Source organism: Aestuariimicrobium sp. p3-SID1156 (assembly GCF_025144225.1).
Taxonomy (GTDB): domain Bacteria; phylum Actinomycetota; class Actinomycetes; order Propionibacteriales; family Propionibacteriaceae; genus Aestuariimicrobium.
In genome coordinates, this window is record NZ_JALXXB010000006.1 from 91530 (window position 1) to 110093 (window position 18564).

Here is an 18564-nt window from a genome sequence, read left to right on the forward strand (position 1 = left end):
ATGCTAGCGGCGTGCCTCCACCCGTGCCCGGTGGCGGCGGGCCACCAGCACCATCGAGCCGGCCAGCAGCAATCCGGTCGCCAGCCAGACCGCCCGCAACCCCATCGCCCGGTAGGCCAGACCACCGATGAGCGCGCCGCTGCTCAGGCTCGCCCACATGGCCAAGTACTGCAGCCAGATGCGTCGCGGGCCACCGAAGAAGTAGCCGTCCACGAAGCGCTGGGCCATCTTCACCAGCGTTCCGGTCATGTAGGTGATGCTGATCGCCACCTCGCCGTGACGTTCGAAGACGCTGTTCATGGCCCCGATCGTGACGCTGAGGAAGAGCACTGCCAACCGCTGGTTGCCCATCCACACTCCCAACGAGCTCAGGATTGCCATGGCGCACACCAGTCCCAGGACCACCTCGCGGGCCCGCTGCTCACCGGCGTGCGGCTCGGCCAGCCTGCGGGCGGCAGCCCCGATCATCACACCGAGCAGGAAGAGCGCCATCAGGCCACCGGCACGCCCGGCGACCTCCCAGGTCGACTCGGCGATCGCCGCGGTGAGTCGCGTCGTGTTGCCTGACATGACGGTGGTCCAGCATGGCCACAGGCTAGTGGCACGCTGCCCCAGGGCGCACAGGCGGCGAGGCCGACAGCGAGGCGAAGACGCCGACATGATGGAATGTCGGTCGTGCTTGCCGAAGTTGCGCTGGTGTTCCGAGTCCTGGACCTGATCGGGGTGTTCCTCAACGGGTTCCTCGGCGGCACGTTGGCGCGGCGCCAGCATTTCGACCCGGTCGGATTCTGCATCCTGGCGGTCATCTCCGCCCTGGGTGGTGGCATCCTCCGCGACCTGATGCTGATGATGGGTCGACCGGTGGCGATCACTGACAGGTGGTACCTGATCATGGCGCTCATCGGGGCTGTGGTGGCCTGGGTGCTCCACTTCGACGGACGCCTGTGGCGGATGCTGTTCCCGGTCGCCGACGGTCTCGTGCTGGGCCTGTGGACGGCCACCGGAACGGTGAAAGGGCTGGCAGGTGGGCTGAACCCACTGGCGGCCCTGATGATGGGCCTGATCACGGCAATCGGCGGCGGCATGATCCGCGACATCGCCGTGGGACGGGTCCCCTCCGTCTTCGGCGGCAACAAGCTCTACGCAACTCCTGCAGTCGTCTCGGGGCTGGCGGTGCTGGTCGGCTACTGGGCTGGGCTGGACGCCTCCTGGTTGATGCTGATTGCGACAGTCCTGAGCGTCGCGCTCGTCTCTGCGGCGGAGGTTTTCGACTGGCGCCTGCCTCGACACACCAACGAGCCCATCACCTTCACCCGGCCGCAGGTGCTGACCCTCATCCGCCGCGCCGAGAGCCGAGGACGCCAGCAGGCCGAGCGCGAGAACACCTCCACGGCTGACGACGAGCCCCTCGGGGACTAGGACAGGTCGAGCAGCCCCAGGTCGTGGGCTCGTGCGACTGCCGCCGTGCGGGAGTCCACGCCCAGCTTGGCGAATGCCCTGACCAGATGGGTCTTGACGGTGGCCTCGGTGACGAACAGGCGTCGGGCGATCTCCCGATTCGACGCGCCCTGGGCGACCTCGCGCAGCACATCGGTCTCCCGCTCGCTCAGCTCCGGCCGTGGTTGGCGCAGGGTGTCGACCACGCGTGCGGTCAGGTCGGCGTCCACCAGGTCGTGCCCGGCGGCAGCCGCCTGCACGGCATTGATGATCGCCTCCGGCTCGGCGTCCTTCAGCAGATAACCAACCGCGCCCGCCTCGACCGCGCGCACGATGTCTCGATCCTGGTCATAAGTGGTCAGGATCAACACGGCCGGGTCCTCCGCGCCGCCCAGTTGGGCGGCCAGCCAGACCCCGTCGCGGCGCGGGTCGCCCAGACGCAGGTCGGTGACGACAACGTCCGGACGCTCGGTGGCGACCAGGTCCAGGGCTTCCTGAGCAGACGCGACCGCGCCGACGACGTCAATCTCCTCGGACCAGGAGAGCATTGCCACCAGACCCTGCCTGACCACCGGATGGTCGTCGACCAGTACGACCCGTGCCGCTGACATTGGCTCAGCTCCTCCCGCCTTCAGGGGCCCCGGCAGCCTGCGGGCGGCCGGGCCACCAGATCCTGTCCCCGACCAGCTCGAAGACCGCTGGGACGATGACCGTTCGCACCAACAAGGTATCCACCAGCACACCGAGGCAGACAATGATGCCGAGCTGGCCCATGACGACAAGAGGCAGCACGCCCAGGGCTGCGAAGACCGCGGCCAGCACGATGCCGGCGGAAGTGATCACGGCTCCGGTGTGTCGGACGGCCTCGACCATGCCGCGTCGAGTGCCGTGCTCGATTGCCTCATGGCGGGCTCGTTCGACCAGGAAGATCGTGTAGTCGATGCCCAGCGCCACCAGGAAGATGAAGGCGAACAGGGGTACCTCGTTGGCCAGGGCGGGGCTGTCCATGACCCAGCGACTGACCACGCTGCCAGCACCGATGGCGGCGGCCGCACTGGTCACGTTGATGGCCAGCAGCAGGAAGGGTGCCACCAGGGAGCGGGTCAGGGCGATGAGTACCAGCAGGCTCACGCTCAGCACGAGCGGGATGGTCAGCAGGACATCGTGGCGTTGGGCCTCGCGCTTGTCGAGGTCCTCGGCAATACTGCCGCCCACCTTCGCCTCAGCACCGTCCACGGCGTGGACGCGGTCTCGCAAGGTGCGCACGGTGTCGAGCGCCTCGTCGGTCCCGGGGGCGTCCTTGCCGATCAGCTGAAGGCGGACCCACCCGTCGTGGGAGCCGGTGGGCTGGACGCTGGTGACACCGGGGGTTTCCTTGAGGACGCTGGTGACGTCGGCAGCCTGGGCCTGCTTCGCGATGACGTTGATCGGGGCGGTGAACCCGGCCGGGTAGTGCGCCGCCACGGTCTGCAGGCCGTCGATGGACTCAGCCTCGACGCGGAACTGCTCGGCCTGGTCCAGGCCGACCCGGGTGCCGATCAGACCGGTGGCGAAGACTCCGAGCACTGCCAGCCCCGCCACCAGGGCGCGGATGGGGTGGGCGGCGACCGACTCGGCCAGGCGTCCCCACAGCCCCTGCTTCTGGGAGACCTGACCCGGGCGCGGGACGAAGGGCCAGAAGATACCGCGCCCCACGATCGACAGGATCGCCGGCAGCACCAGCAGTACGCTCAGCAGCGCCAGCAGCAGGCCGGCGCCCGAGGAGAGGCCGAGCCCACGGGTGTCCGGGAGGGCGGCGAAGAGCAGGGTCATCAGACCGAGCACGACGGTGAGGTTGCTGGCGATGATTGCCCCACGGGTACCCACCCAGGCACGCTGCATCGCCAGGCGGTGGTCCTCCGTACGTTGCAGTTCCTCGCGATACCGGCTGATCATGAGGAGGGCGTAGTTGGCGCCCGCGCCGAAGACGAGCACGCTGACGATGCCACCCTCGGCATGCCAACCGGTCTTGAGGGACAGCCAGTTCGACAGGTTGGTGGCGGTCTGGTCGGCGGTACCGACCACGAGCAGCGGCAACAGCCACAGCAGCGGCGAGCGGTAGGTGATCAGCAACAGCACGGCCACGATGCTGATAGTCACGACGAGCAGGGTCACGTTCGCGCCGGAGAAGCTGTTGGCGATGTCGCCACCGAAGGCCGGGCCACCGGTGACCTGGAGGTTCAGGCCCTCCAGAGCGGGGTTGTCCTTCGCGGCCCGGGCGATCTTCTCGCGCACGTCCAGGACCTGTTCCAGGTTGTCACTGCTGCTGTCGCTCGCCGGGAGGGGCACCAGGGCCAGCACGGCCTTGCCGTCCTCGCTGGGGATGATGACAGGCTTGCCGCCGCCGAGTTCCGCGGCCAGCCCGGAGAAGGCGCCCGTGGCGTCCCGTCCCAGGGCGCCCTGGTCACCGCGGCTGGCGACCACCAGGACAGGCTGTCGCTCGGAGCCGGGGAAGGTCTTGAGGGTGTCGGCCACCAGCTTGGACTCGGCGGTGGCAGGCAGGTTGGTGCCGCGGGGAGCGGTGTCGACGGTACGCAGGGCAGCAGTCGCACCACCGGCGGCGAGCAGGAATATCAGGAGGACAACCCAGGCACTGCGGCGTCCGGTCAGGAATCGTGCGATGGCTGACGGGGCGCCCGCGCGGGTCGAAGTGGAGGTTGCGGGCATGCTGAAAGGGTAGATTCTGGACGCCGCGATCACGCGTCGCGCGCGTCCATCATCCGGTTGACAGTTCAGCGTCCGGGCAGGATCGCACGGACGACGCTGCCCGAGCCGTCGGACTCCAGCTCCAGACGACCGCCCGCCTTCTGCAGGCGGCGCCGCATCAGCCCGAGGCCGAAGCTGCCACTGCCCTCGGCCCCGGCCGTGGCAGTATCGAAGCCGATGCCGTCATCACTGATCGTGAGGCTGGTGTCGCTGTCATCCTGGGACAGGCGCAGGGTGGCATGCTTCGCCCGAGAGTGCTGGGCCACATTGGCGATGGCCGATTGGGCCACCCGCAGCAGGACCGCCTGATCCTCCACCGAGAGCGGTCGCCGGAGATCCTGCACCAGCAGTTCGGTGTCCACGCCGGTACGGGCTCGGGTGGCGTTCGCCAGGCGGCCCAAAGCGTCGGTGAGCGTGCTCTGCTCGAGTTCCACCGGGGCCATCGCCGCGACGAGGTTGCGGGCGTCCTGCAGGTTTTGTGCAGCGGTCTGGCGAGCCTGGTGCACGAGGGTTGCTGCCTGCGCGGGGTCTCGATCGAGCAGCCGTTCAGCACTGCCCAGCAGAAGCTGGATGCCGGTGAAGCCCTGCGCCAGGGTGTCGTGGATCTCGGCGGCGAGGCGCTCGCGTTCCTCAAGCTGGCCGGCGTGCCGTTCGGAGGTGAGCAGTTCGGCGCGGGTGCGTTCCAGTTCCTCCAGCAGGACGCGTCGGCGTTCGGATTCCCGTTGCACGCCCTCGAAGCTCCAGACCGTCACCACCGCCACCACCGCTCCGAGCCAGGGCCCCAGAACGGCGCCCAGGTTGAAGGTGCCCCCGGTGACGAACATGCTCACCGAGACGGCCCAGGTGCCGATCACCGCCAGCAGCCCACCGACGCGTCCCAGCACATGCAGTTCCAGGAAGAACAACGGGAAGGCGATGAAGACCGCCTGTGGGCTCAGCATCACCATCGCCACCCAACAGACCAGGAGGGCACCCAACCAGAGCCATGGCCACCGACGGCTGACCAGGCCGACGGCGAAGGCAGCCAGGATCCCTGCCCCGGCGAGGGCCGCCCCCAGCCTGGCGGAAGTCGAGGTTCCTGCGGGCATCACGAGGACTGCGAACACCACCAGGGCCACCAACAACGAGGTCAGCCCCCACGACAGCCAACGCGACAGCGGCAGCAGAACCGCGGTATGGCCGGGAAGTCGAGTGTCGGCGGAACTCACGCGTCCATGATGGCAGCCTGCCACGACAGGAATGGATCAGCGACCGCGCAACAGCGGCCTGACCAGCAGCCACACCCCGCCCAGGGCGATGAAGATGCCGATCCCACCCAAGCCGGGTGAGTCATCACTCTCGCCCATGTGGACCATCATCGCGCCCAGCGCGACCATCGCGATCGCCCCCAGGACCCGCCACACCCTCATGCTCTGAGGATACGTCCGTTCTCCAGCGCGGTCGTCACGAAAGAGTGAGACTGGTTGAGTGATGAACGACTCTGGCGACGACGAACAGGGCAAGGGCGGGGTCTACTCGTCCAAGGGCAAGGCCTTCACCCGTGACCAGCGCTACATCAGCGACCGGATCGTGCGCGAGCCCCGTGGCGAGGGCCAGTGGCCGGTCGAGGCCGGGCGGTACCGGCTGGTCGCGGCTAGAGCCTGCCCCTGGGCCAACCGGACGCTGATCGTGCGGCGGTTGCTGGGTCTCGAGGGTGCCCTCAGTGTGGGCATGCCCGGGCCTGTCCACGACGCGAAGTCCTGGACCTTCGACCTGGACCCCGATGGCAAGGATCCGGTGCTGGGGATCCACTGGCTCAAGGAGGCCTATGACAAGCGCTTCCCCGGCTACCCGCGCGGTATCACCGTGCCCGCGATCGTCGAGGTCTCCAGTGGCGAGGTGGTCACCAACGACTTCGCCCAGATGACACTGGACTTCTCCACCGAGTGGACCCAGTTCCACCGCGAGGGGGGGCCGGACCTGTACCCGGAAGCGCTCCGCGAGGAGATGGACCAGGTCATGCAGCGCGTGTACACCGAGGTCAACAATGGCGTCTACCGCTGCGGCTTCGCGGGCACGCAGGAGGCCTACAACGAGGGTTACGAGCGGCTGTGGACCGCGCTGGACTGGCTGGAGGAACGCCTCGCGGACCGCCGATACCTGATGGGCGACTCCATCACTGAGGCCGACGTGCGCCTGTTCACCACGCTGGTGCGCTTCGATCCCGTCTACCACGGGCACTTCAAGTGCAACCGGCAGAAGCTGATCGAGATGCCCAACCTGTGGGGGTATGCCCGCGACCTGTACCAGACCCCGGGTTTCGGGGACACCATCGACTTCGTGCAGATCAAGGAGCACTACTACATCGTCCACACCGACCTGAACCCGCACTCGATCGTGCCGCAGGGGCCCGACCTGTCCGGATGGCTGTCCGACCATGGTCGCGGGAAGCTCGGCGGCAGCCCCTTCGGGGAAGGCACTCCCCCACCGCCGGTGCCGCCGCAGGAGCGTTCACCGCACGTGCTGGGCGCCTGAGAGCTCAGTCCGCCGCACTGGTTCCGGCGCCCTGGAGTGCCTCGCGCATCGCGACCTCCCCCATCCGCACCGCCCGCTCCTGCACCTCCGCCGACTGCCCGACCACCGAGATCGAGGGAGCGTCCGCAGGTGGATGGACCTGCAGGATGTTCGGGGCGCTGGCCATCATCTGCTCCAGCTCAAGCTTGGTCTGGTTGCGGGAGATCCAGGTCTCTGACGCGCCGGCCGCGTGACGGGCGAGCCAGCGTGAGACTGCGCGCTGCTTGAGCGGATGCGTCCTGATCGGTGCGAGTTGGGCCGCGCGGGTGCGCAGCACCAGAAGGTGGGTGGCGCCCTGCGCGAGGGCCATCGCCACCGGGACGCCCTCAGCCAGGCCGCCGTCGATGAACCTGCGCCCGCCCAGCTCGACCGGTGGGCCGGACAGGACCGGAAGGCGGGTGGTCGCCTTGAGCGCGAGCTGCAGCGTCCGCTTGTCGTGGATGAAGGGCGCCAGGTCGGTGGAGGCACCGGTGTCGGCGTCAGTGCCGGTGGGGTGGTACTCGACATCGCTGGCCAGAATCTCGTCATAACCCATCGGGGTGAGGGTTTCGTAGACCTCGTTGACCAGCGCGTCGCCATTCACGACGGGCCGCCGGCGCAGGGCATTGCGAGGCCGGATGATGGCCCCCATGGTTTCGGGCGCCCACCAGCCGTGGATGTTGTCGCGCACCCTCTGGCAGACCAGCCAGGCGCCGTTCAAGGCGCCGGCCGAGGACCCGTAGACCCCGTCGACGGTCGACCAGCATCCCGAAGCCAGCGTGGGCGACGACCAGACCACCGGCGATGTCCAATGAGGGCAAGCTGATGCCGAAGGCCTCCAGCGCCATGCCGCCGACAACGCCCGTCTGGCCGTCGTCCTGGAAGGTGGCAGCTCGCGCGCTGCAGCTCGAGGACGGGATGCACCCGTCCATCCTGCCTCGCCCTCGTCGGCGTCGGTGCGGTGCAGTGGTTGGGACCCTGTGGAGTGGCGGTGGTGGATCTCGGCCTGATGCTCCGCTGGACGCCGCTGGTCGAGCGGTTGGCCCCACCGAGTGCCCCGAGGAAGCGCGCCTGGAGGGCGATCACGACACCGATTGCCAGGACATCTCGTTCTCCCCGATGGCGCTGCCCCTGATCGCCGGCCCCGGGACCAGGGAGAAGACCGCCAGGATCAAGAAGACGTAGACGCCGGTCCGGATGGCCTGGCTGCGCAGGTGGTCCTTGGGCTGGTTGGCGGTGAGACCGGCGAAGGCGGCCAGAGCGCCGACGGGGTTGGTGATGGGGAGCAGGGCTGCCACGGCAGCGAGGAAGACGCTCATCACGTCGAGGATTCTTGCACGCCGGGTGGTGGCGGTCACACCGGGTCTGGTCCTGGCCATTGTCGGAACGTCCATGGCACTGCAGAACCGCGCACCTGGTCAATGAGGCCTTCGCGATCTCCCGCTGGGTCGGAGCGCTGAGCTGGGCGTCCGGACAACGCCGTGGATCATCGCCGCGACAGGCAGTCCACATGCCGCCGCACCAGCATCCGTGCCCGTGCGAGCGGCATCCGCTGAGGTTCAGCGGCCCGCGCGACGGCGATGCCGTCGAGAACAGCGAGGAGATGAGCCGCCTCGTCTGCCGGATCGAGCGCGGGGTACAGATCTGCGATGACAACCGCGAGATGCTCCTCGGTTCGGGACCAGGCCGCGGCGAAGGCATCGGCCACGGGCCCGGGACGGGTCGCCTTCGCCGCGTACCAGAGCCAGACGATGGACGCCGTCGTATCGTCCCCGGTTCCTTCCGGTGCCGGCGACGAGTTCGCCAGGAGCTCGCAGAAGGCGACGAATGCCGCGAACGCTCCGTCCTCGGCGAGAGCTCGGCGGGCGAGGGCATCAGCGCGTGCCGTGAACTGTTCGGCGACGTGCTCAGACGACGCGACGAGCAGAGCATTCTTCGTCGCGTAATGATGCTGAACCGCGCCGATGGAGAGCCCGGCCTCCGACGCCACCTTGCGCACCGACAACCCATCCAAGCCATCCCGCACGAGGACGCGCACCGCCGCCTCCACGACGAGCTGGGCGCCGACCGCCTGCGTGCGTCGAACACGGCGACGATCGCCTGTAGCATCCACCATACGAACGTATTCTAAAGGAGACCCGTATGAAGCGATATCGCGTCGGCGCGATGGCCTGGGTGCTCAGCGCACTGGTGATCCCGATTCAATTGTTCGTGGCGCTGGGCTGGCCGAATCGCTACTCGCTCTCTCGCAACACCATCAGCGACCTCGGTGTGACCACCTGTGGGGAGTACTCCGAACTCGGTCGACAGATACGTCAGGTCTGCTCGCCGGAACACGCGGTCTTCAACATCGGCATGGTTGCCTCCGGGGCTCTGATCCTGCTCGGCGCGGTTCTCCTGCATGGATACTGGGCTCGGCTCGCCGGCCAAACCGGAACCATCCTGATGGCGATCGCCGGAGCCTCGGTCATCGGCGTCGGCCTTCTCCCCTGGGACGTATCGCCCGCAGCCCACGACGGCTTCGCCCTGATGCAAGCCGCCGCGCAGTGGATCGCCATGGCGCTCATCGCCGTCGCCGCCGGGCCCGGCAGATTCCGGAAGATCACGGCCGCGGTCGTGATCCTCTCCGTCGTGAGCTTCATCGTGTTCGTGGGGGCACTGGAAGGGTAAGAGATGCCTTGGATCGGCCTCGGCGGTGCCGAGCGGCTCTCCTTCGACTCGCTGACGCTCTGGACTGCGCTGACCGGAGTTGCGCTCGTGAGGGCTCACCGGCCCTCCGGTCAGTCCCGGGAGCGGGCCTCTCTACGACGGCCATGCGACAGGACTGCCGTCTCGATTCATGGGTCCTCTGCTGAGAACCAGACGTGAACTCGCGGCTACATGGTGAAGCGGAACTCGATCGAGTTCCGGCACGGAGCACCTCACCGGTCGCTGGCACGTGACGCACCGCTCTGTTCGCAGAGCAGCCAGCACCGGAGCACGCGGATCCACTCGTCGAAGGCATCGAGGTGGGCGTCGTGACTTCCGCCGTCGAGATCATCCCTGCGCGTCTCGGGCCTGCGCCGAATCAGCTCGTCTTTGTCGGCGTCGCCGAACATCCCGTGCTTCGCGAAAACCGCCAGCGTCGGCACCTGAAGAGCCTCCCACTCATCCCAGCGTGGTACGTGCACGGCCTCGATCGTGCGCTGCATGACTGCGGCGTCGAAGCGCGGGAAGAGGCCATCATCCGTCGACTCCAGGTCTGCCACCCAGGCGTCGACGATCGCTTCCGGGCCGAGAAACTCTCGAGCCGCGGTCTCGTTCGCGAACGGCACCGGCCATGACGCGAAGTATCTGCCGAGCCCGCGAGCCTCGCCCGGATCGGCGTTCCCTGCCACGTGGCCTTCCAACATCACGAGCCCTTCGATCAAGTCCGGACGGGCCGCTGCCGTGAGAAACGCGGTGTGGGCCCCCATTGAGTGCCCGACGAGCGTGGCGCGCCGCCCAGGCATGAGCTCCTCCATGGTCGTCACGACGTCGCCGACGAAGGCATCGCGCGACAGATCGTCGGGAAGCCGCGTGCTCGCGCCGTGCCCACGTTGGTCAACGAGAAGCACCCGATAGCCCCGCAACGCATGCGCCGTGGTCAACAGCTCCCGCGAGCTCCCGGCGAGGCCATGGAGCAGCACGACAACGGGACCGTCGCCACCGAGGTCGGTGACTGCGATGGAGACGCCTCCTGGACGTTGCACCACACAGTCGGTCATGCGACCTGCAACGGCGTGATCGCATTGATCTGCTGACCCGCGGCGTCCTTTGCGCGGTCAAGCTCGTAATGGCCCTGCAGGTTGATCCAGAGCTCGGCTGAGCCGCCGAAGTGCTTCGCGAAACGCAGCGCCGTGTCTGGGGTGATCCCCCGCTTCCCGCGCACGATCTCGTTGATCCGCCGCGGCGGGACGCCGATCGACACGGCAAGCTTGTTCTGGGTGATGCCGAAGCCCACGATGAAGTCCTCCATGAGGACCTCACCTGGGTGGATCGGCTCGATCCTGTCAGTGGTAGTCAACGATCTCCGCCTCCTCCGGTCCGGCATCCGTCTACACGAAGCAGATCCGCCACTGGACGTTGATTCTGATGCTGTGCTGTGCCGCTCGATCGAGTGCTCTAAACGGAAGCAGTGTCCATAACGCGGTGGAGTTCCGATTCAACGTGTAGCGGGAGCTCCGGGCAGTTTACATTCAGACCACCCGCGGGTAGTCGATCGTCAGCAGAGTGTCGTCGCGAACGTCGCGCAGCACGCTCTCGCTGAGTTCTCCGATGCCGATGCCTCGAGCTCGGGAGGGCACCACATCGTCGTCCTCGGGGCTCCAGGCTCGGAGCACAGCGACACGCGATACGTTCGCGACGTGGTCCGGCATGTCACGCAACCACCCGAGCCACGCGTCGGCTTCGATCTCACCGTGGACCGGCGCGTCGTTGCGACGCCCGATGAGACTGTCGCAGTCACACATCCGGCTGGTCAGAGTGAACACCACGGACGAGCCTCGGACTCGAGGGGAGGCTATGCGCATGGTGGTCTGCACGGGCGGCATGCCCAGCCTGTCCTCAGTGAATCGCTGGAACTCCGAAGTGAAGGCTGCGGCGTTGATCGCCCACAGATTGGTGGCGCACATGCTCCCCCATCTTATGCTCTCGATACGCGACGGAGAGGCCTATCCGTGACGTAATGCGGTGGAGTTCCGCTTCAACAATTAGTCGGCTAGGCATTTCAGATGCCTATCGTTGTCTCGTGGACCTTCTGAGCTTCGTCGCGTCGACGCTGTCGATGGACGGGAATGGGCTGCGCCCTGAGTACCTCGACATTGCCGTGAACGGCTCATCACTGCGCGCCTCGATCGGTGAAGAATCACTGGGGTGGACTTCCACTCCGTTGCACCGCGGATGGGCTCTGGAGCCTGGGGTGGGTTGGCTGGCGTCCTTGTCGCTCGGTCTACAGACTGGCCTTCCTGCTGGCCGGGCGGAGCTGTACGTATGCCGCGAGTGTGGCGACCTTGGTTGCGGCGCGCTCACCGTCAACATCGAACGTGGTGGGCAGTTGGTGCACTGGAGCCAGTTCGGATGGGAGGACGACCTCAGCGAGTCCTACGCCTCCGTTGAATCACCGATGGAATTCACATTCGAAGCGTCGGCCTATGACGAGACTCTGCGCAGAGTGGGGGAACGGGCGCTGGCGAAGCAACGTCAGTCAGCTGCGACCGGGCATCTGTGGTGGCGTGAGCCAGGTCTGGTGGTTATCGATCTGTGACGCCTAACTGTCGCGCAATGCGGTGGAGTTCCGGTTTGACGTACAGCGTCAATGACGGACTTTGTCAGAGACTGGTGTCGTCGTCAGATCGTTCGGCAACAAGGACACCGAACGGCTGCGGCGTCGCGAGCGCGTGCGCTCGATCCATCCGAGGATCCACCGAGTCGCGTTGCGGAAACTGCGCCAGGTGGGCCCCGCGGAGGTGCTCGACGACCCCCGCATCCCACCCGGCGATAGGCTCGAAGCGCTGAGAGGCGAACTTGCCACCACTTGACCGACCGGATAGGATCGCGTCAAGTATTTAATCACCGCGACCGCAAGGTGGTTGGAGAGGGATGACCCCACGTGGGCTGTGGTGAGCAGCGCATAGTCAGCACCGGGTAGCGCCGGGAACCACGTCGAGATTGAGATACAGACGACCCGGCAGGGAGCGACTTCTCCCGTAAGGCACGGAGGCCCGACAGGGCCCAGTGGAGCATCGCGCACGGCGACCGGGAAAGTAGCCGGACAACTATTCCCCCGTCTCCGGACAGTTCAAGCTGTCTGGAGTTGTCATGGGGTACTCCCCGCCTCCTTCGTCCGATCTCACTCACTACATCACGCTCCAGGAAGCCGTCTCGCTCGGCTACGGCGCGTATCAGACCCTCCGGAAGTGGATCGCTGACGGTCGACTGCCCGCCGTCAAGATCGGTTCCCGCATCAAAATGCTGCGAACCGACCTCGACGCTCTCGCGGTCGCCGTCAGGCCTGCAACCTTCGAGGAGATCGAAGCCGCCGCAGAGCGGCTCGCCGCCTCCGCTCCCCCGCTGAGCGACGCCCAGGTCCGCCGCCTCAGCGCGATCTTCGGCGGTGCGGCATGAGCGCCGGGCTCGCGTGCACGAAAGACCTCTTCTTCACGCGCGACACCACTGAAACCCCTGGTAGAACGGCAATGGCGGCACCGCCGTATGGGGAGCAGCCCCATGACGCCGCCGCCGCCGATGCTCGCGACCCGGTCGATGCGGCGGGCTGGTCTCGGACAGTGGTGGCGGACTCGGCGACGTCGCGGAAGCACCCGGTGTCGACGACGGTCGAAAAGGGAGCCAGTAGCGACGGTCGAAAAGGGAGCCACGCGATCACGATGGAGGGATGATCAGCGTGGATGTGTGGGCCGAGATTCGGTATCTGCATGCCAGTGAGGGCTTGTCGGGTAGGGCGATCGCGAAGCGGTTGGGGGTGGCTCGCAAGATGGTCGCGAAGGCGTTGGCCTCGGATGGCCCACCGGCCTACAAGACCAGGCCGCCGGTCGAGTCAGCCTGGGCCCGGGTTGAACCAGCAGTGCAGGCGTTGCTGGAAGAGTTCCCGGACATGCCGGCGACGGTGCTGGCCGAGCGGGTCGGTTGGGAGGGGTCGATCACCTGGTTCCGTGAGAACGTCGCGGAGGCCCGTCGTCGGGTTCGCCGGGTTGATCCGGCGGATCGGCTGGTCCACCGGCCCGGTGAGCAGGTCCAGTGCGACTTGTGGTTCCCATCGGTGGACGTCGGCGTGGATTCCCGGCTGCGGGGCCGTATGCCGGTGTTGGTGATGGTCGCGGCGCATTCCCGCCGGATCGAGGCGGTGATGATCCCCAGCCGTCGCACCGGGGACCTGTTGGCGGGGATGTGGTTGCTGTTGCAGCGTTTCGGCGGTATCCCGAAGCGGCTGTTGTGGGACAACGAGGCCGGGATCGGGCGCCGTGGCCGGCTCGCTGAGGGGGTCAGTGGCTTTTGCGGCATGCTGGGCACGAAACTCGTCCAGGCCAAGCCGTATGACCCCGAAACCAAAGGGGTCGTTGAGCGGGCCAACCAGTACCTGGAGACGTCCTTCTTGCCCGGCCGCAGCTTCACCAGCCCGCAGGACTTCAACGCCCAACTCGCCGACTGGCTCGACACGGTCGCCAACCAGCGCAGGGTCAGGGCGCTGGATGCGAGCCCCACAGAGGTGTTCCCGGCGGACCTGGCGGCCATGACGGCTCTGCCGCCAACACCACCGATGGTTGGTGAGCGGTTCACGATCCGGCTGGGTCGTGACTACTACGTTCGCGCCGCTGGCAATGACTACTCCGTTGACCCGCAGGCCATCGACCGGCTCGTCGAGGTCCACGTCATCTTGGACGAGGTGATCGTCACCCACCAAGGCATCCCGGTCGCCCGGCACGAGCGAGTCTGGGGATCGGGCCGCACGGTCACCGACCCGGCTCATGTCGAGACCGCGGCCCGGTTGCGTCACGACTACCAGCAACCCTCGCTGCGAGCGGTCGACGAGGGCCTGGTCAGGGACCTGGCGGTCTATGACCAGGCCTTCGGCCTGGCAACAGCTGACTTCGAGGGGCAGGTCGCCTGATGCCCACCGCCGCTGACGAGACGTTCACCCGCATCAACTACCTGGCCCGGGTGATGAAAGCACCCCGCATCCGCGAATCGGCACGACGCCTGGCTGACCAGGCCGCGGCCCAGTCCTGGACCGCACCCCAGTACTTGCAGGCTGTGTTGGAGGCCGAGGTCGCCGCCCGGGAGGCTTCCGGCGCGAAACTACGCTTGCGCGCGGCGGGTTTCCCCGCGGTCAAGACGTTGGAGGAGTTCAACTTCGACCACCAACCCGCCGCCGACCGGGCCCAACTCCACCGCCTGGCGGTCGGCGGATACCTGACCGAAGCCGGCAATGTCGTGCTGCTCGGACCACCCGGCACCGGCAAGACCCACCTCGCGACCGCTCTGGCCGTTGCGGCCTGCCACCAACAGATCCGTGTCGGGTTCGACACCGCCGCCGGTTGGGTCACCCGCCTCCAGGCCGCGCACCGCACCGGACGGCTCGATGCGGAGCTGCGCAAACTCGCCCGGCTGCAACTGCTGGTCATCGACGAGGTCGGCTACCTGCCCTTCGACGCTGACGCCGCGAACCTGTTCTTCCAACTGGTCGCCTCCCGCTACGAGAACAGCTCGATCATCCTGACCAGCAACCTGCCCTTCAGTCGTTGGGGAGAGGTCTTCGGAGACCAGGCCGTCGCCTCCGCCATGATCGACCGCATCGTCCACCACGCCGAAGTCATCACACTCAAGGGCGCGTCCTACCGGCTGCGGAACACCACCATGACCACCCTGCCTTCCGCCCGCCTCGAGCAACAGGCAGACTAGACACCACAAACCAGTGGCTCCCTTTTCAACCGCCGGAAACGGTCCCCTTTTCGACCGTCGTTGACACCCGTTCGAGGTCCTGACTCGTTCAATAGCACGCGGAGCGCGCGGCGCTGCCGGCTTCGGGCAGTACCCCTCGGTGACCGCGATGTCCACGGATCAGGATTCCATCGTCATCGGCTTCGACACCGAGTTCGTGACTGTCGATCTGATGGATGCCGACCGCGTATGGGTCGGCGAGGACGAGCACATGGTGCGGAAGATTGTGTCCTACCAGTTCGCCGCGATTGACCCTCTCGATGATTCCCAGCTCCGGCTCTGCGTGGTCATCCCCCGGAGCTACAGGGGGCCGCGCGGCTCTCGTACGGCGCGACTGTCCTTCGAGAAGGGCCTTGAGATCGCGATCATGAGCCTGGGTCTTCATGAGCACAGGCTCGCAGTTGGGTGGACTGACAAGGGCGTCTCGGCGCAGTCTGCCATCGGTGACGACGGCAAGTCCCACCCCTCGGTGTGGTTCAAGCACAGTCCCGAGGGGACGCCCAGGGCGTTGCCGATCACTTTGGTCGCGCACTACCAGCACGCCGACCTGACTACTTTCGTCGACCGCCGGAAGGCGATCAACGTCTGGAACCAGGCGTATCCCGGTCGGTCGAAGACGCTGTCTGATCGTGCGGGTTGGGACGGTCGACACATATGCGGGCGCCCTCTACCACCGAGCGAAAGAGATCGCGGCAGGAAACTCGAACTCGAGCTGGACCCCCGACCAAGCCACGAGCGCCCCCACTCTCTAGAGCGTAGGTCCACGTCAGGGCCTATTTCTCTGTCGAAGCGGTGTGAGGGGTAGAGGAGCTCGTCGAGCGCGCAATGGGCAAAGGCAGCGAAGCCGTCTACTCCGACGGCGACGACATGATCAAGCTCTGGCACGCCCAGCCGACGACATGAGCCGGTCGGCGTAGCCGATGAGACTGGTGATCAGCATGAGAACCTGGATGCAGTTGCGCTTACTGAACTGACGCGAGGAGACGCCATGCACGCTCGCGTGGCGCGAGTAGTAGTTCGGCACCTTGTCGCCCTTGTGCTTCCAGAACTGCTCGTGGGCGTTCCAGATCGGCAGCCAGACCATCGCCTCGTGGACACCCATCTCGTCGATGGCGGCCGGCACGTCCGCGCCCTTCTTCCGATTCGTGATGAGGCGTCGGGCGGCCTGGTCGGGGTAGAAGCGGTAGATGAGCGTGTCGAGCGTGACGGTGAACATCGCCTGGGCCGAGCGGAAGTGTCCAGAACGCATCGCGCCGAGCCCGTCGAGTACGAACTTCAGCTCGTCGCCGACTACGTCGCGGTTCGCCTGCTCAAGAACGGTAGCGCAGTCGTCGGTGATCGACTCGTAACAGTCACCCAGCACCCGCCGACGGCCCGAGCGGTCCTGTGCCCGGAGCAGGCGGAGCGCTGTGCGGCCGCGAGGCACCAGGTAGAGCGGGATGCCCTCCTGCTCGAGGAACTCATGCACTTGATAGGCCTTGATCTCGTCTGCGTGGCTCCTCAGATTAGGCGGGAGGAGCGCACGGTTGAACCCGCGCAGCATCTGCAGGTCGAAGAGCGGCTTCAGGGAGCCGCGCAGCCCCTCGAGCATCGCGGCCTGCTGGCTCGCGATCTGCTTGAGCATCGGCTCGATCGCTGGGCTGACTCCGACGCCCTTCAGCGCCGGGAAGTCGATCATCGGAGCCGTGAACGTCGGTAGGCTCGCCACGATCGACGCCACCTGCGACTGGACTCGCTCGTTGTACTGGGCCGCCCCCTTCATTCGGTCCGGACGCTCTGTGAGTCGTCGGTTTCGATTTGATGGGTGCATTGCTGAGCGTACTCGGCTGGGGGTAGGTAGCCGAGCGAGGAGTGCCGGCGGTGGTGGTTGTACTCGTCCTTCCAGTCGCCGATCACGACCTGCGCGTGCAGTAGCGAGTAGAAGCTGTTGATGTTGAGGCACTCGTCGCGGATCCGGCTGTTGAACGACTCGACGTACCCGTTGCGCCACGGCGAGCCCGGAGGGATGTAGGACAGGCCTGTGCGGGTGCCGGCCCAGTCGGCCATCGCCTCGCTGATGAACTCCGGCCCGTTGTCCGACCTGAGCACCGCCGGGGCGCCCCGGGCGGCGACGAGGTCCTCGAGGTGGGCGGTGAGTCGGTCGGCGGTAATCGAGCGCTCCACGAGGCCGCCGATGCACTCCCGGGTGTGTTCGTCGACGATCGAGCAGATCTTGATCGACCGTCCGTGCTCGTCGGCGTCGAACTGGAAGTCCACCGCCCACACCACGTTCGGCGCGTCCGCCGTCGGCGCGTCGACGGTCGAGGACCCGACGCGTTTGCGTCGCCGCCGCTGCGGGACCCGGAGCCCTTCGTCACGCCACAGGCGTTGGGTCTTCTTGTGGTTCACCACCCAGCCCTCGGCGCGCGCATCGTGATACGCGCGTCGGTACCCGTAGCGGGGATGGTCCTTCGCCCAGGCGCGCAGCCAGTCCCGCAGCGCCCGGTCCGGGTCTGCGGTCGTGTCGGCGTTGAGCGGGCGTCGGTACGCGGAGCGGGACAGCCCGACCAGACGGCACGCCATCCGTTCACTCACCTGCAGTGTCCTGATCAGGTGCGCGACGGCGGCGCGGCGCCTGCCCTGGCCTAGAAGTTTCCCTCAGCCAGCTCCTTGAGCGCGGCTTTCTCCAGCTCCGCTTCGGCGAGCAGCCGCTTCAACGTGGCGTTCTGCTTCTCGAGCTCCTTGAGGCGCTTCGCGTCGTCGGCCTTGAGTCCGCCGTATTGGTTACGCCACCGGTAGTACGTCTGCTCGGACACCCCGAGCTCTCGGCACACCGCCGCGACGTCCTGCCCGTCGGCGAGCATCCTGTCGGCCTGCCCGAGCTTGCGGACGACCTGCTCCGGAGTGTGACGCTTCCTACTGTTCGTCATGATCTGACCAGTCTCCCTGCCCGCCACCGCGGGCAACAGGACGACTCGCATAACGACCGGACCTACGAAACGGGGTCAGCCCAGTACGGCTCGAGCGCATTCTTGACCAGCACGTCGTAGTCAGGCAGCGCCGACTTCATCTGCTCCTGGAGGCGTCGGTTCAGCGGCCCCATGATGTCCCGCGCGTACACCGAGGTGCCCGGGATCATCGCCTTCATCTGCTCTCGGATGGGCGCGACCATCTTCGCGACGGCGGCATCCATGCTGGGCATCAAATACTGCGCGAACCTTGGCGGCAGTCGAAGCCTCGCCCCGACGTCCGCAGCAGAGTCTCGGTCTTGCTCGCTCTCCGAGTTGCGCTCCCTCTCTTGGGCAGGCTTGAGATCGTCCTCTCGATCATCGTCGTCGCGTGTCATGGCACTCTCCTCGTTGCCGCGCTCGCGCAAACAAATGCTGCATCATCGAG

Annotated in this window: 22 protein-coding genes; 8 read left to right on the forward strand and 14 right to left on the reverse strand. The window is 66.8% G+C overall.

The genetic code is table 11. The features are described from left to right. Positions 1 to 3 precede the first annotated feature (3 nt). Positions 4 to 771, reverse strand: coding sequence for a YoaK family protein (locus tag M3G03_RS08660; protein ID WP_311197524.1), 768 nt, complete (start codon positions 769 to 771; stop codon positions 4 to 6). Here M3G03_RS08660 and M3G03_RS08665 point away from each other — a divergent pair. Continuing rightward, positions 676 to 1419, forward strand: coding sequence for a trimeric intracellular cation channel family protein (locus M3G03_RS08665; RefSeq protein ID WP_259809298.1), 744 nt, complete (start codon positions 676 to 678; stop codon positions 1417 to 1419). The two genes, M3G03_RS08660 and M3G03_RS08665, sit on opposite strands and share 96 nt — an antisense overlap. On the opposite strand, the gene M3G03_RS08670 is transcribed toward M3G03_RS08665, so the two are convergent. From M3G03_RS08670 to M3G03_RS08685, 4 genes are all read right to left on the reverse strand, one after another. Then, positions 1416 to 2048 carry a response regulator transcription factor gene (locus M3G03_RS08670; RefSeq protein WP_259809299.1) on the reverse strand — a complete coding sequence of 211 codons (633 nt, stop codon included), beginning with the start codon at positions 2046 to 2048 and terminating at the stop codon, positions 1416 to 1418. The genes M3G03_RS08665 and M3G03_RS08670 overlap by 4 nt on opposite strands. A 4-nt stretch (positions 2049 to 2052) precedes the next feature. Further along, positions 2053 to 4143, reverse strand: a complete 2091-nt coding sequence (locus tag M3G03_RS08675; protein ID WP_259809300.1) for an MMPL family transporter — start codon at positions 4141 to 4143, stop codon at positions 2053 to 2055. A gap of 65 nt (positions 4144 to 4208) precedes the next feature. Further along, positions 4209 to 5390, reverse strand: a complete 1182-nt coding sequence (locus tag M3G03_RS08680) for a sensor histidine kinase (RefSeq protein WP_259809301.1) — start codon at positions 5388 to 5390, stop codon at positions 4209 to 4211. A gap of 36 nt (positions 5391 to 5426) precedes the next feature. After that, on the reverse strand, positions 5427 to 5591 hold the full coding sequence (locus M3G03_RS08685) for a hypothetical protein (RefSeq protein WP_259809302.1): 165 nt from the start codon (positions 5589 to 5591) through the stop codon (positions 5427 to 5429). 61 nt (positions 5592 to 5652) lie between these two features. On the opposite strand from M3G03_RS08685, the gene M3G03_RS08690 reads away from it, so the two are divergent. Continuing rightward, a complete protein-coding gene (locus tag M3G03_RS08690) occupies positions 5653 to 6696 on the forward strand; it encodes a glutathione S-transferase family protein (protein WP_259809303.1) in 1044 nt (347 codons plus the stop codon). A gap of 4 nt (positions 6697 to 6700) precedes the next feature. On the opposite strand, the gene M3G03_RS08695 is transcribed toward M3G03_RS08690, so the two are convergent. The 3 genes from M3G03_RS08695 to M3G03_RS08705 all read right to left on the reverse strand — a co-directional run bounded on the left by M3G03_RS08695 (position 6701) and on the right by M3G03_RS08705 (position 8830). Beyond that, positions 6701 to 7513 carry a patatin-like phospholipase family protein gene (locus M3G03_RS08695; protein WP_259809304.1) on the reverse strand — a complete coding sequence of 271 codons (813 nt, stop codon included), beginning with the start codon at positions 7511 to 7513 and terminating at the stop codon, positions 6701 to 6703. Positions 7514 to 7796: 283 nt separating this feature from the next. Continuing rightward, positions 7797 to 8093: a MarC family protein gene (locus tag M3G03_RS08700; RefSeq protein WP_259809305.1), complete on the reverse strand. Its 297-nt coding sequence runs from the start codon at positions 8091 to 8093 to the stop codon at positions 7797 to 7799. A gap of 107 nt (positions 8094 to 8200) precedes the next feature. Beyond that, entirely contained in the window at positions 8201 to 8830 is a 630-nt protein-coding gene (locus tag M3G03_RS08705; RefSeq protein WP_259809306.1) for a TetR/AcrR family transcriptional regulator, read from the reverse strand. Positions 8831 to 8856: 26 nt separating this feature from the next. Between M3G03_RS08705 and M3G03_RS08710 the strand changes: the two genes are divergently transcribed. Continuing rightward, positions 8857 to 9384: a DUF998 domain-containing protein gene (locus M3G03_RS08710; protein WP_259809307.1), complete on the forward strand. Its 528-nt coding sequence runs from the start codon at positions 8857 to 8859 to the stop codon at positions 9382 to 9384. A gap of 251 nt (positions 9385 to 9635) precedes the next feature. On the opposite strand, the gene M3G03_RS08715 is transcribed toward M3G03_RS08710, so the two are convergent. The 3 genes from M3G03_RS08715 to M3G03_RS08725 all read right to left on the reverse strand — a co-directional run bounded on the left by M3G03_RS08715 (position 9636) and on the right by M3G03_RS08725 (position 11366). Beyond that, complete coding sequence (locus tag M3G03_RS08715) at positions 9636 to 10460, reverse strand: alpha/beta fold hydrolase (RefSeq protein WP_259809308.1); 825 nt, start codon at positions 10458 to 10460, stop codon at positions 9636 to 9638. Next, positions 10457 to 10786, reverse strand: a complete 330-nt coding sequence (locus tag M3G03_RS08720) for a HigA family addiction module antitoxin (protein WP_259809309.1) — start codon at positions 10784 to 10786, stop codon at positions 10457 to 10459. Before M3G03_RS08720 ends, M3G03_RS08715 begins: the two co-directional genes overlap by 4 nt. A gap of 145 nt (positions 10787 to 10931) precedes the next feature. Continuing rightward, positions 10932 to 11366, reverse strand: a complete 435-nt coding sequence (locus M3G03_RS08725) for a hypothetical protein (RefSeq protein WP_259809310.1) — start codon at positions 11364 to 11366, stop codon at positions 10932 to 10934. A 116-nt stretch (positions 11367 to 11482) separates the two neighbouring features. On the opposite strand from M3G03_RS08725, the gene M3G03_RS08730 reads away from it, so the two are divergent. The 5 genes from M3G03_RS08730 to M3G03_RS08750 all read left to right on the forward strand — a co-directional run bounded on the left by M3G03_RS08730 (position 11483) and on the right by M3G03_RS08750 (position 15994). Next, complete coding sequence (locus M3G03_RS08730; protein WP_259809311.1) at positions 11483 to 11998, forward strand: hypothetical protein; 516 nt, start codon at positions 11483 to 11485, stop codon at positions 11996 to 11998. Positions 11999 to 12552: 554 nt separating this feature from the next. Next, positions 12553 to 12858 (forward strand): helix-turn-helix domain-containing protein, encoded by a 306-nt coding sequence (locus tag M3G03_RS08735; RefSeq protein WP_259809312.1) that lies wholly within the window; start codon positions 12553 to 12555, stop codon positions 12856 to 12858. Between the two features lie 277 nt (positions 12859 to 13135). Further along, positions 13136 to 14359, forward strand: coding sequence for an IS21 family transposase (gene istA, locus M3G03_RS08740; protein WP_396121929.1), 1224 nt, complete (start codon positions 13136 to 13138; stop codon positions 14357 to 14359). Further along, on the forward strand, positions 14359 to 15150 hold the full coding sequence (gene istB, locus M3G03_RS08745; protein WP_259809314.1) for an IS21-like element helper ATPase IstB: 792 nt from the start codon (positions 14359 to 14361) through the stop codon (positions 15148 to 15150). Before istA ends, istB begins: the two co-directional genes overlap by 1 nt. Positions 15151 to 15289: 139 nt before the next feature. Continuing rightward, positions 15290 to 15994: a hypothetical protein gene (locus M3G03_RS08750; RefSeq protein WP_259809315.1), complete on the forward strand. Its 705-nt coding sequence runs from the start codon at positions 15290 to 15292 to the stop codon at positions 15992 to 15994. Between the two features lie 66 nt (positions 15995 to 16060). Here M3G03_RS08750 and M3G03_RS08755 read toward each other — a convergent pair whose 3' ends face one another. From M3G03_RS08755 to M3G03_RS08765, 3 genes are all read right to left on the reverse strand, one after another. Then, positions 16061 to 16951, reverse strand: a complete 891-nt coding sequence (locus tag M3G03_RS08755; RefSeq protein WP_259809316.1) for a hypothetical protein — start codon at positions 16949 to 16951, stop codon at positions 16061 to 16063. Beyond that, positions 16948 to 18098 (reverse strand): IS3 family transposase gene (locus M3G03_RS08760; protein ID WP_259809343.1). Its coding sequence is split into 2 segments (ribosomal slippage): positions 16948 to 17828 and positions 17828 to 18098, totalling 1152 coding nucleotides; the frame shifts between segments, so codons are not numbered across the junction. Before M3G03_RS08760 ends, M3G03_RS08755 begins: the two co-directional genes overlap by 4 nt. 62 nt (positions 18099 to 18160) lie before the next feature. Then, a complete protein-coding gene (locus M3G03_RS08765; protein WP_259809317.1) occupies positions 18161 to 18514 on the reverse strand; it encodes a hypothetical protein in 354 nt (117 codons plus the stop codon). Positions 18515 to 18564: the final 50 nt, after the last annotated feature.